The 11,806-nt window shown below is 69.2% G+C and carries 10 protein-coding genes; 5 read left to right on the top strand and 5 right to left on the bottom strand.

Annotated elements, in window-relative coordinates; translation table 11 throughout:
* Positions 1-15: 15 nt before the first annotated feature.
* The 3 genes from HUA78_RS22480 to HUA78_RS22470 form a co-directional block, all read right to left on the bottom strand.
* Positions 16-1,071: an SMP-30/gluconolactonase/LRE family protein gene (locus HUA78_RS22480; protein WP_174466180.1), complete on the bottom strand. Its 1,056-nt coding sequence runs from the start codon at positions 1,069-1,071 to the stop codon at positions 16-18.
* A gap of 54 nt (positions 1,072-1,125) precedes the next feature.
* Positions 1,126-1,923 carry an alpha/beta hydrolase gene (locus HUA78_RS22475; RefSeq protein WP_174477115.1) on the bottom strand — a complete coding sequence of 266 codons (798 nt, stop codon included), beginning with the start codon at positions 1,921-1,923 and terminating at the stop codon, positions 1,126-1,128.
* 108 nt (positions 1,924-2,031) lie between these two features.
* Entirely contained in the window at positions 2,032-5,070 is a 3,039-nt protein-coding gene (locus tag HUA78_RS22470; RefSeq protein WP_174477114.1) for a sensor histidine kinase, read from the bottom strand.
* Positions 5,071-5,530: 460 nt separating this feature from the next.
* Between HUA78_RS22470 and HUA78_RS22465 the strand changes: the two genes are divergently transcribed.
* Complete coding sequence (locus tag HUA78_RS22465) at positions 5,531-6,130, top strand: hypothetical protein (protein WP_174460590.1); 600 nt, start codon at positions 5,531-5,533, stop codon at positions 6,128-6,130.
* A 66-nt stretch (positions 6,131-6,196) separates the two neighbouring features.
* Here HUA78_RS22465 and HUA78_RS22460 read toward each other — a convergent pair whose 3' ends face one another.
* Complete coding sequence (locus tag HUA78_RS22460) at positions 6,197-6,586, bottom strand: hypothetical protein (protein ID WP_141642596.1); 390 nt, start codon at positions 6,584-6,586, stop codon at positions 6,197-6,199.
* Positions 6,587-6,683: 97 nt separating this feature from the next.
* Entirely contained in the window at positions 6,684-7,679 is a 996-nt protein-coding gene (locus HUA78_RS22455) for a hypothetical protein (RefSeq protein WP_141642597.1), read from the bottom strand.
* A gap of 289 nt (positions 7,680-7,968) precedes the next feature.
* Here HUA78_RS22455 and HUA78_RS22450 point away from each other — a divergent pair, with 289 nt between their 5' ends.
* The 4 genes from HUA78_RS22450 (at position 7,969) to HUA78_RS22435 (ending at position 11,742) form a co-directional block, all read left to right on the top strand.
* Positions 7,969-8,853, top strand: coding sequence for a LysR family transcriptional regulator (locus HUA78_RS22450; protein WP_174453746.1), 885 nt, complete (start codon positions 7,969-7,971; stop codon positions 8,851-8,853).
* A gap of 108 nt (positions 8,854-8,961) precedes the next feature.
* On the top strand, positions 8,962-9,597 hold the full coding sequence (locus HUA78_RS22445; protein WP_141642599.1) for a CHRD domain-containing protein: 636 nt from the start codon (positions 8,962-8,964) through the stop codon (positions 9,595-9,597).
* Positions 9,598-9,630: 33 nt separating this feature from the next.
* The gene (locus HUA78_RS22440) at positions 9,631-10,104 is read left to right on the top strand and encodes a DUF2809 domain-containing protein (protein ID WP_217439505.1); all 474 of its coding nucleotides are present in this window, start codon (positions 9,631-9,633) and stop codon (positions 10,102-10,104) included.
* A gap of 36 nt (positions 10,105-10,140) precedes the next feature.
* Positions 10,141-11,742 carry an LVIVD repeat-containing protein gene (locus HUA78_RS22435; protein ID WP_174460592.1) on the top strand — a complete coding sequence of 534 codons (1,602 nt, stop codon included), beginning with the start codon at positions 10,141-10,143 and terminating at the stop codon, positions 11,740-11,742.
* Positions 11,743-11,806: the final 64 nt, after the last annotated feature.

Raw genomic sequence — 11,806 nt, 5'->3', positions numbered from 1 at the left:
ATTCTGACGCGCGGCTCAGGGCAGCTCGCAGTCGAGGAAGTCCTTCTCGAACACGGGGCCCAGGAGCATCCGCTTGCCGAAGACAGCGGCGGTGGCCGTTCCGGACGTCTGACTGCCATCGTCCAGGAACACCTCCGAGGCCTTCAGGTCCGCGCCCTTGCCCGTCAGGCGCAGCACCTGCGCGGGTGACCGGGTCTTTCCCGTCGGGTCGCCCGCATGGGAGGCGAAGTCGAGCAGCTTGGGATGGGAGGCAATCCAGAGGTTGCCCTCGGCATCCAGCTCGATGTTGTCCGGGCCGGAGTCCAGGTCGAGCGTCTTGAGCAGCGTCAGCGCGCCCGTCTTCGGGTCGCGCGCGTAGCTGCTCAGCGAGCGGCCCACGGACTGCGCCACGTACACCGTGCTCCCGTCCAGGGAGCGGTTGATGCCGTTGGCGTACTTCGTGCCCTGGATGACCTCCTGGAAGCGCTGGCCGTCGAAGTAGAGGACGTTGCCCTGGGCGAGCTGGAGGTAGTCCTCCACCCGCTGCTTCATGCCCGGCGGGTTGCCGTGGTCGTTCGTCACGTAGAAGCGCTGGGCGTCCATGGCGACCACGTCGTTGGGCGACACGAGCAGCGCGTCGCGAAACGTGGCCCGGTGGACCAGCAGGCCGTCCTCGCCGACCTCGAAGCGCTCGATGCGGTTGCCTTCGGCCTGGGTGTGGTTCACCACGAACAGCGTCTGCGCGCCGGACGGGTCCACGTGCAGGCTGATGCCGTGCGGATGGAAGTCGGGGGAGAAGCCGCCCGTCAGCAGCACCGGGGGCGCGGTGCCCGAAAGCTCGTAGCGGTAGATGCCGCCCGTCACGGGGCTCCCCGCCATCGTCGCGCGCCGGTCGTCCGAGGAGACGTAGGCGTAGCCCAGGCCCGGATGGAACGTGATGTCCTCCGCGCCCGGCATGCCCGACACGGGCTTGCACTTTCCGGGGGCGTGGGGAGAGAGGCTCTTGAACTGCCCGGCGTCCGAGAACGTCTTGAGGATGAGTCCGCCGACCGCCACGAACAGCACACCCGCGATGATGAGGAGCTTCTTCATGGTGCCTCGCCGGGAAGAAATAGACGCGGCGAGGCTAGCAGGGCGCGAGTGGCGTCACACCGTGGGATTCAGGGCCCAGGAGAGCGCGTGGTCGGCGACCTCCTCCCAGCCCTCCTGGCCGCAGATGTAGTGCGAGCGGCCGGGGAACTCCTTGTAGGCCACGACTCCGCTGTTGTAGTGCCGCGCGTTCGACTTGTTGAGCGACGCCGGCATGATGTTGTCCTCGCTCCCCGCGATGAACAGCAGCGGCGCGCGGTCCTCCTTGTCGAAGTCCACCTTCGTCGCCGCGTGCGGGTTGAAGTTGGCCAGCGCTCCGTCGAACAGGAAGCGGCCCGGCGCGGGGACGTGGTAGCGCTCGTAGACGGCCTGTGACTGCGCCTCCGTGAGCGTGTTGGTGAAGGCGTAGCGGAACTGCTCGTGGGTGAAGGGCACCGCGCGGTGACGGTTGGCGGGATTGGCGAGGATGGGGAAGGTGGCCCTGAGCGTGGTGAACGGCAGCCGCAGCACGCCCTTCACCTGCACGGAGTCGATGGCCACGCCCGCGGCCCCGAGCCCCCGGTCCAACAGGATTTGCACCATGGCGCCACCGAACGAGTGGCCGATGAGGATGGGCGGACGCGGAAGCCCCCGGATGACCGTCTCCAGGTGGTGGGCCGTCTCTTCAATCGTGAGCTTCTCGATGGGGGACGGGTCCTCGCGCAGCGCCTCGACTTCGACTTCCAGGCCCGGATATGCGGGCGCGAGCACCTTGTAGCCCCGCGCCTTGAAGCGCTCCACCCAGTGCTCCCAGCTCCGGGGCGTCATCCAGAGGCCGTGAATCAAGACAATCGTATCGGGGGACGTCGTGCTCATCGCGCACTCGGGGCAGGAGGAGGGAAGCTCGCTTCCACTGTGCTCCCGCGCCACCTCGCGCACCTCCCCTGATGGAGGGAGGCCGCGCTCACCGGACAAGGCAGGTCCTCAGCGCAGGCCGCCCACGAGCCGCCGCAGTCGGTGCCAGGTGCCTCTCGGAAAGTCCTGATACGCCGTCGCCGCGGGGACGCGCAGCTCGACCTCCGTCCCCGCGTTCTCCCGGCCCCGGATGTCCAACCGCGCGCCCAGCTTCACGGCCCGCTCGCGCATGCCCGACAGGCCCCAGTGTCCGGGCTTGCCGCCCGCCTGGAGGAAGGCCTCCTCGACTCCGCGCCCGTCGTCGCGCACGCGCAGGCGAAGCTGGGCGAAGTCATACGTCAACACCACCTCGATGCGCCGGGCGCCGGCGTGCTGGAACGCGTTCGCCAGGGCTTCGCGACCGATGCGGAAGACCTCGTCACGCACCACGGGGTCCAACGCGACGGGCGTGCCTTCCACCACCACGTGGAGCGCGGAGCGCCGCTCGTGCCCCAGTTCCTCTCCCAACTGGGTGAAGGCCGTGGACAGCTCCCCCGGGTCCACCGTCGTGGCGCGCAGGTCCATCACCCTGTCGCGCCCCTCGACGAGCACCTGGTCGGCGCGCTCCAGGGACTTCTCCATGGCCACGCGAGCCGGGTGTCCGGTGGGCACCATCTCCGCCGCCGCCTGGAAGCGCAGCACCAGCCCGTGGATGCCCTGCAGCAGCGTGTCGTGCAGCTCGCGCGCGATGCGCTCCCGCTCCAGATGGCGCTCCTCCAGCAGTCGCCGCAGGCGGGCCCGCACCTGCCGGAGCCGCAGCAGGTACAAGAGCCACAGCGCCACCGCGACGGCGGCGCCACACACCGCGCGGAACCACCACGTCTGGAAGAAGGCGGGCGGGAGGACGAACTCGAGCGCCGCCCCCGTCTCGTTCCAGACGCCGTCGTTGTTCGTGGCGAGCACCTGGAAGCGGTAGCGCCCCGGGGACAGGTGCGAATAGTACGCCTCGCGCCGGCCGCCCACGTCCTGCCACGCCGTGTCCACGCCTTCCAACCGGTAGCGGAACCGCACGCGCTCGGGGATGGAGAGGCTGAGCGCCGTGTAGTCGATTTCGATGTTCGTCGCCTGCTCACGCAGGCTGAGCGCGCCAGGGCCCGGGGTGAGCCATTGTCCATCCACGCGCACCGCATGGATGGCCACGGGCGGCGGCAACGGATTGCGGAAGATGCGCGTCGGGTCTATCCACACCACGCCGTTGCTGGTGGCGAACCACAGCCGTCCATCCGTTCCGCGCACCGCCGTGGGCAGCGGGCGCAGCAGGGTGGGCCGCGCCGGAAGGCCATCCAGGAAGTCGAAGCGCTCGCACCGCGCCGCACGGCCGGGCTCGGCGACGACGCGCGCCAGCTCGTCCGCGCGCAGGTGCAGGATGCCGGGAATCGCGTGGACCCACAGGCCTCCGTCTGGCAGCTCGACGATGGCGGAGACGCCGCGCAGGGGCTCCTCGTCCTCCACGTCGAGCGTGTGGAAGCGCTGCCCGTCGAAGTGCGCCAGGCCGAACTGCCCACCCACCCACAGTCGCTGGCCCGCGCTCAGCGAGGTGACGATGCCCAGCTCCAGGCCGTCCGCGCGGCCAAAGCGACGGACGTCCGTCCCCTCGACGCGGAGGAGCTCCTGCGTCTGCCCCAGCCAGACACGGCCCTGGGGGTCGGTGGCCGCGGCCATGATGCGCTCCCGGGCCCTCAGCTCCGTGCGCGCCTCCAGCGACGTCCAGGTCCCATCCCGCAACTGGTACAGGCCCCCTCCGACGAGCGCGGCCCAGAGCGTGCCTTGCGCGTCCTTCGTCATCGCGTGGATGTACGCGGGAGGAGGTGCCGGGAGGTCCGCGACGCGCAGGGGCTTGTCGTCCTGGATGCGCCAGAGGCCGTTCTCCGCGGCCAGCCACACCTGGCCATCCCGGTCCCTGTGGGTGGCGAGGATGGGGGCGCCGATGTCGAAGGTGTCCACCGTCCTGTCGCGCAGCCGCATCAGCGGCCGGTTGGTGGTGCCCGCCCAAAGGGCGCCGTCGTTTCCCGCCGCGATGGCGAAGTCATGCGAGCCGCGAGGGAACTCGGCCAGCACCAGGGTGCTGTGACGGAAGCGGTCCAGCCCGCCGCTGGTGCCCACCCAGAGGTTGCCCTCCCGGTCCTCGATGATGGGCCACGTGTAGTCGGAGCTGAGGCCGTCCCTCTCGGTGAAGGGCTCTCCGGCCTCGTCGAGCCGGGTGATGCGCCGCTCACCCCACTGCTCGGGATGCGCGATGCGGCGCACGCCGTCACCGAGCGACGTGGCCCACAGGCTCCCCTCGCGGTCGAACAGCACGCCCGCGGACTGGACCTCCAGCCTCCCCGCGCCAGGGTAGGGCTTGCCGCCCGGCAGTCCGATGGGGCGCACCGCGCCGGTGGGCTCGGCGACCCAGAGCGTGCCGTCGGGTGCCTGGGACATCAGGCTCACCCACTTCACGGTGATGCCCGTGTCGCGGAACGCGCGGCCGTGTTTCTCCAGGTGGTAGACCTTGTCGGCGAGCGCGAGCCAGAGCGCGCCGTCCCGGTCGACGAACATCGCGCGGCCCCGTTGCTCCGCCGCGGGCAGGCCCCAGGGCTCGGCGATGCGCTCCCACTGGCTCCCGTTCAGGCGGTACACGCCGCGAAGGCTGGTGGAGGCCCAGAGCGCTCCCTGGGCATCGGTGGCGAACGAAGTCACCTGGGACAAGGGCAGGCCCTGGGCTTCGCCATACCGGGTGACCTGGCCTTCCTTCAGGCGCGCCAAGGTGCCATGGATGAAGCCAACCCACAGCGCGCCGTCGGGGGCGACATACAGCGTCTGGATGCTGCTGAAGGGCTGGCCATCGGGCGGCTCGAAGCGCCGGAAGTGGACGCCGTCGAAGCTGTACAGCGCCGCCGCCGAGGCCATCCACAGGAAGCCGTCCGGCGTCTGCGCCAGGGCGGAGACCTGTCCCGGCGCGCCGTCCTTCACCGTCCAGCGCGAGTGGTAGAACTGACCGATGCGTCGCTCGCGCCCGTTCACCTGCGCGACGGCGACCGTGCCAAGCAAGAGCGCGAGCAGGGCCAGCATGCCCCCGGCGGCGCGCATCCCCGTGCTCCCGCGATGTGTGGACAGCCCTGGCATCGTCGCGCGCATCGCTACTTCGGCGGGGTGGACGTCTTCAAGCGTCCGCGCCCGTTCGACGAAGTTCTTCCAGAAGGAGTGGGGGCCATGGCGATTCCCGACAGGGGAGTGCCGGGATGCTAGCACCCGTGCACCAGCGGCGAGCAGCGCCGCCGGGTATGGCCCGGCCGCTCCCGGGAGAGCTCAGGGGGCCAGCGCCTGGCCGCCCATCACGGTGTCTCCCGACCGCGAGATTGCCAACCCGGTACCGGTGCCGCCGCCGAACATCGAATTGAAGCGTCCCATGGGCGCGAATCTGTCCGGCGAAAACGCCAATTCAATACTTGAGTAATCATGTTGCAAATAAAGGTGGAGGATGGGCGGCTTGCCATGCGCGGGCGAGGGCTGTTAGGCAGACGCCTCCTGTGTTCGTGGGGGTCGTCGCATGTCAGCCTGTTCCGTATCCGGGTTCCGTATCGTGGTTGCCCTCGCGGCGCTGCTGCTCGCCAGTGGTTGCACGGTGTATGTCAAACGCGGAGCCCCTCGTCCCAACATCGACCTCGCGGAGCAGCAGGCGACCCTGGGGCTGGTGCTGGAGTCGGCGGTGCGGGACCACTTCGTCGTCTCCAATGAGGCGGCTAACAAGCTGGACGTGGACCAGTGGCGCGGCACGCTCGAGGATGGCTTTCGCGTCGGGTTCGGCTCGGCCTTCCGGCTGGATGCCACGCCGGCGGACTTGAAGCTCCAGGTGCTCGAGGCGGAGCTGAGTTTCGCCGTCACGGACGCCAGCGTGGCGGCCGTCCAGGCGCAGATTCGTTACAAGGCGCGGCTGGTGGACGCCCAGGGCCAGGTGCTCAAGCGTTCGAGCGGGACGGTGATGTCCAAGCGCTCGGCGGGGTTACACCGCGCGGCCACGGTCCTGGCGGCGAACGCGGTGGAGTCCCTGTACGAGCAGATCAGCGCCGACTTCTTCACCGAGCAGGACAAGGGCGGCAGCGACAAGAAGGCCAGCGACGGCGCTTCGGCCACGGACGCGGCGTACTGAGCCGCCATCCGACGCTGGAAGGCACCGCGCGGCTCGACGAGCGCCGCCACCGCGCGGGCCTTCGGACTACAGCGTGAAGAGCGAGAGCACGAAGGTGTTCGTGCTCGGCACGTGGAGCACCGTCCCGTTCTGCAGCGGGGGCCGGTAGAAGGCGGAGGCGTCGTAGGCCCGGGCGCGCTCCAGGGACTTGCGCGTGGTGGCCGACAGCCAGCCCCCGTCGTTCAGCGTGGGCGGGGCGAGCTCCGTGGGCGTCAGCGTGGCCAGGAGCGCCTGGGCATCCGCCTCCGAGTACTCCAGCACGGCAATCACTTCCCAGTCGGTGGGGCCCATGCCCACCTTGCCCCGGATGGCCTTGCGCCATTGGACGGACACGGGGCGCCGGGGAAGGTTCACCACCTGCTCGAGTGAAGCGAGGTCGGTGCCCGTCTTGGCGGGTGAGGTCGCAACTTGGCTCATGGGGACGCTCGTGGGTGGGGAGTCCGAGTCCTTGCAGCCCGAGGCGGCACACGCCAGGACCAGGACTCCCCCGAGGATATGTCGGAACGTCGTGGGTTCAGCGGCCGGTCTCGATGGGAGTCGACGTGGCATTCTCGATGTCGCCCTGTCCCCAGGTCACCTTGCGCTGCACGGTGCCTGTCTGGGTGTACTGGTGCGCCAGTCCGGTCTGCTCGAAGCGCCCGTTGTCCGAGTCCGGGATGCCGGTGGCGATGTCCTTCTGATTGGGATTGAAGTTATACCGGTCCTCGGCGTGGACCGTCATGTCCATGGAGAACGAGGGCTTGTCACCCGGCTTGGCCGGCGGCGTGACGGTGACGGTGGCGCTGTTCCAGATGCTGTGCCCGCCAATGGCCTTCTGCCAGTTCTCCGACTGGGGATACGGGAACTTGCCGTCGTTGCCACCCACGCCGATGGGGCCGCCGGTGAGCTGGAACGTCACGGGCTTGCCAGCCAGGGAGGGGTCCTTGGCGACCATGGCCGCGTATTGGGCTTCGGCGGCCTTCTGGGTGTCCTGGGTGGCGCTCTTCAGGACCTGCTTGCCGGACTCATCCTGGGTGACGAAGCGCTCGTAGTTGAACGTCCGGTCCTTCCCGTTGCCGTGCAGGAAGTGGTCATAGGCGGCGGTGCCGTCCCGAAGGTCCGGCCGGAAGGTCTTCGCGGCCTCCAGCTTCAGCTCCCACTTCGCCTTGGCGGCGTAGTCGGAGAAGGACGGGTCCTTCGTGGCGATGGGCTTGGTGTCCTTCGGGTCCGCGGGGTTCTGCAGGAAGCCGTTGTCGTGGTGGATGGGCGGGCGCGTGGCCGGACCCACCTGGTACTTCGCGGAAGTGGTGCCGTTGGTGGGCACCACCGGGTTGGTTCCGCCCGCGGGAGGCGAGCCGGCCAGGAGCTCCACGGGCTTGCTCTTGGCCGCGGCGTCCGCCGTCTCGAACTCGTCCTTGGGTGCGTTGACCTGGGCCTTCTTGTCCACGACGGGCTTCGGCGTGGGCTTCTCCTCGGGAGGCGGGAGGTAGACCTTCTTCGGGGTGCTTCCGGAGATGGGAGGAGTGCCCATGTGACGAGACCTCGACGGAGTCCATCCCGCGCGTGGCGTTGGCTTGTGAAGGCCCGGAATGGAAGGGGTGTGAGAACTGCGCTTGTCTGGGTTATCGGCCCACATCGGTTCCAGGTTGCGTGGCTTCAGCGGTATGTCGTGGATGTCATTGCGGGGCTGCCCCGGAGGGTGGTGGGAGTGTCCTCCAGGCATCACTCCCCGCCTTGCGGTCCTGGAGGGGCCCGAGGATGCTCGTCCCCGGGAGGCGTCATGGTGGGGGCCGGCGAGCCCGCACCGACGGGGCGAGAGCATGGACCTGGAAGAGTTGCGTGCCTTTGTCGGTGTCGCGGAGACGGGTTCGTTCCTGGCTGCGGCGGACTCCCTCGCGGTGTCGCGGACGACCTTGCGGCGACGCGTGGAGGCGCTGGAGGCGCGCGCCGGGGTGCCACTGCTGAAGAGCACCCGGACGGGCATCGTCCTGACGGAGGCGGGGGAGATGCTCGCCCGTCGCGGCCGGCTGATGATGCAGGAGACGAGCGCGCTGGTGGCCTCGCTGCGCGAGGTGGGCCAGGCGCCCTCCGGTGTTCTGCGGGTGGTGTTGCCGGTGGGCTTGCCGCCGCACCTGCTCGCGCCCCTCTTCGCGCTGCTGCGGGCCACGTATCCGCTGCTGCGCGTGCATGCGAGCTTCAGTGATGATCCGCTGGCGGAGCCGCTCGACAACGTGGACCTGGCGGCGCACTTCGGAGAGGGGCTGCCCCGGGGGCCCTGGATGTCCCAGGTGGTGTTGCGGGTGCGCGAGGGGCTCCTGGCCAGCGAGGACTACCTGCGTCGGCGCGGTATCCCTGGCACGGTGGAGGAGCTGGAGGGTCATGAGCTGTTGTCCTGGCAGGCGCCGGGCGACGACGCGTGCCTGTGGCCCCAGCTCCGGGGGCCTTCGTTCCAGGTGGAGCCCGCCCTCGTGTCGTCGGACATCCACTTCATCCGGGTGTGTTGTCTGGCCGGGCAGGGCATTGGCCTGATTCCCAGCGTGGCGTTCGCGGACCCGGGCGAAGGGGAGGGCGCGCTGGTGCCCGTGCTCGCGGACGTGGTGGGCCGCGAGCGGCCCCTGCGCCTCAGTGTCCCGGAGGCGCTCTCTGAGATTCCCAAAATCAAGCAGGTGCTCTCACACATCCGCCGCTTCCTCGAACCCCTGTGAGGTGAGGCTCGTGGGGCGAATCCGGCCATCGGGTGTCCATCTTCGGCCATCCCCGGCTTCGGACATCCACGCTACGGATGAGGGCGTCCTTTCGTGCCGGAGCCCGCCATGCGAACGCCACTGCTCTTCACCCTCGCCACCACCACGTTGCTGACGCTGTCCGCGCACGCGAAGGACCCGGCGCTCGGCGCGACGACCTTCACCGTCTACGAGGCCTTCCTCAGCCCCGCGCAGGAGCCCGGCGAGGAGTCCGAGACGCCGAAGCTCCTGGAGAAGAGCCTGGGGGCCACGGCGCCCTCGACGCCTCGCGAGGCCCGCAAGTCCCGGGGCCATGGCGTGCTGAAGTTCTCCAAGGACCTGACGCGCGCCTACGTCGAGTTCGAGATGAAGGGCGTCAACCCCGCCGACATCCTCATGTTCCACATCCACTGCGGTCCGCCCGGCGTGCTCGGGCCCGTGGTGGTGGACTTCGGGGAGCTGGGCAACCTGTCGAAGACGCTCGCGGAGGGCCGCCTGACGGTGGAGCTCACCCACGCGAATGTCGTCTTCATCAAGGACATGAAGGGCATGAAGCCCGGGCTGCCGGAGAGCTGTCCCGCCGAGCTGGGCTTCCTGGCGCAGACGAAGACGCTGGCCAGCCTGGAGTCGCTCGCGCGCAAGGGCGTGCTCTACTTCAACCTGCACACCAAGGCGCATACCTACTACGGCGAGATGCGCGGGCAGCTCTATCCCGCCGAACCCTGAGGCGCGCGTCGCGGCTCGGGTAGTCTTGGGCGCGTGACGTCCGCTCCGAGCCCTTCGCCTGTCCCGTCCTCCCCGTCGCGCACCCGCCTGCTCTCGCTGGGGCTGGCGGTGCTGGTGATTCCGCTGGGGCTGGCGTCGCGTAGGAAGTCGCTGCCGTGGCCCTCCTTCTTCGCCACCTATGCGGGCGACACGCTGTGGGCGCTCCTGGTGTTCCTGCTGCTGCGCTTCCTCGCCCCACGCCGCGCCGCGCTCACCGTGGCCGCCGTCGCGCTCGCGTTCTCCTTCGGCATCGAGTTCAGCCAGGGCTATCACGCGCCCTGGCTGGATGCCGCGCGCCGCACGCTGCCGGGGCGACTGGTGTTGGGGGCGGGGTTCCTCTGGAGCGACCTCGTCTGTTATTCGGTCGGCGTGCTGCTGGGCGTGGGGCTCGACGTGGCGCTGCTGACCCGCAGGGCGCCGGAGAAAGCCGCACCTTCCGTCGATATGGGCAGACCTTCATCGCGTTGATGTCAGGGCCGGGGCCGACATCATGGATGGAGAATCATGACGAATGTCGTGAGAGGTGCGCTCGTGGCCTCGCTGTTCCTGAGCGTTGGCGGGGGTTGTGCGCAGGAGGTCGTCCCCGTCGAGGGAGTGCCTGTCAATCTGGGTCCCTCGCAGGTCCTCGAGGACCACGGGGACTGGGCCCCGGAGCCCCTGGCCGTCTGTCCATTGCTGCCTCGTGACGGCGCCGCCGCCGAGTGCGGCACGCTGGAGTCCTTCGACCTGTCCGCGTGTGAGCGAGACTCGCTGACGAGGCTGGAGGCCAACGGCCACTTCACCGTGCATGGCATTGGCAACGACATCCGAGAGAATGCCAACAGCCAGTTCACCGGGTCGATGAACTTCCGGCCGGGGGGCGTGGTGAGCTACGGCGGATATCCCATGCGCGAGGCCCGGGTGGACGGGAACGCGTTCTTCCTCTCCAACCACGGCACGCTCCCGGACGGCAGGGCCTTCCGGTCCTCCTTCGTGGGCTGCAAGGCGCCGAACCCGAGCCGGGTGACGGGGTGCTACGCGGTCTGCCTCGCCGGCGTTCCCAGCTTCCAGGCCACCTTCGAGGCGGAGAAGGTCCAGTGGCGCGCGGGCGAGGCGGAGGCCTCGAAGCTCACCCTGGTGGGTGAGGGCGTGGTGAACCAGGGCATCGTCGCGGACGTCTTCGTCACCAAGGGGCATGCGTATGTCGTCTCGCTGGAGAGCGCCCTCGCGGGGCCCGGCGGGCTCTTCGTCTATGATTTGAGTGACCGCTCCGCGCCCCGGCTCGTGAGCAGCATCACGTACCCGGGCGACAGCTACTGGAACGCCGTGTGGGCCAAGGACGATGCGCTCTACGTCGCCAGCGCGGCCCGGGGCCTGCTCGTCTTCGACATCGCCGAGCCGGCGAACCCGAAGCTGCTGCGCTCGCTGCCCGATGGTCGCCCCATCGATGCGCACACCATTCATGGCGACCTCAACCGGCTCTATGTCATGTCCGCCTCGCCCACGCCGGAGACGCTCATCTTCGACGTGAAGAACGCGCGCGAGCCCGTGCTGCTCGGCCGCTACGCGGACCCGAGTGTGAACCCCCTGGTCGCTTCGTTCCCCCATGACGCCACGTCGTGGGGAGATCGCCTCTTCGTCAATCACTGGTCCGCGGGCTTGCTGGTGCTCGACGTGAGCGACCCGACGAACGTGGTGAAGCGGGGGGAGTATGTCTATCCGCGCGCCACCAGCCACACGAACCGCTGGCACTACGTGAACAACCGGCTCATCGTCTTCGAGGGCGGTGAGGACTGGGGGGGGCATGTCCGGGCGCTCGACATGACCGACCTGGACAAGCCCGTGCTCATTGGCGAGTACCGCCTCTCTCCGGGCGTCTCCATCCACAACATGGAGCTGAAGGGCAACCTGCTCTATCTCGCCCACTATCAGCACGGGGTGCGGGTGCTGGACGTGTCGCGTCCCTCGGAGATGAGGGAGGTCGCCTACTTCAATACCTGGCGGGGGACGGACCGGGCTCGAGGCACCCTGTTCTATGACGGCGCCATCGGCATGCGCATCCCGGGCGATGGCCATGTCTATGTCATCGACACCTCGCGGGGCCTGCTCATCTTCGACGAGCTGTAGCCGGTAGGCGGAAGTCCTTCACCGGAGGCTGGCGACGGCGGGCCTCCGGTGTTGAACGAATGGA

This window comes from Myxococcus sp. CA033 (assembly GCF_013336625.1).
Classification (GTDB): Bacteria; Myxococcota; Myxococcia; order Myxococcales; family Myxococcaceae; genus Myxococcus; species Myxococcus llanfairpwllgwyngyllgogerychwyrndrobwllllantysiliogogogochensis.
This window is presented reverse-complemented; position numbering and strand designations above follow the sequence as displayed.

Coding starts and splice junctions, on each gene's coding strand:
- HUA78_RS22480 (WP_174466180.1), bottom strand. CDS start 1,071: ATGAAGAAGCTCCTCATCATCGCGGGTGTGCTGTTCGTGGCGGTCGGC.
- HUA78_RS22475 (WP_174477115.1), bottom strand. CDS start 1,923: ATGAGCACGACGTCCCCCGATACGATTGTCTTGATTCACGGCCTCTGG.
- HUA78_RS22470 (WP_174477114.1), bottom strand. CDS start 5,070: ATGCGCGCCGCCGGGGGCATGCTGGCCCTGCTCGCGCTCTTGCTTGGC.
- HUA78_RS22465 (WP_174460590.1), top strand. CDS start 5,531: ATGTCAGCCTGTTCCGTATCCGGGTTCCGTATCGTGGTTGCCCTCGCG.
- HUA78_RS22460 (WP_141642596.1), bottom strand. CDS start 6,586: ATGAGCCAAGTTGCGACCTCACCCGCCAAGACGGGCACCGACCTCGCT.
- HUA78_RS22455 (WP_141642597.1), bottom strand. CDS start 7,679: ATGGGCACTCCTCCCATCTCCGGAAGCACCCCGAAGAAGGTCTACCTC.
- HUA78_RS22450 (WP_174453746.1), top strand. CDS start 7,969: ATGGACCTGGAAGAGTTGCGTGCCTTTGTCGGTGTCGCGGAGACGGGT.
- HUA78_RS22445 (WP_141642599.1), top strand. CDS start 8,962: ATGCGAACGCCACTGCTCTTCACCCTCGCCACCACCACGTTGCTGACG.
- HUA78_RS22435 (WP_174460592.1), top strand. CDS start 10,141: ATGACGAATGTCGTGAGAGGTGCGCTCGTGGCCTCGCTGTTCCTGAGC.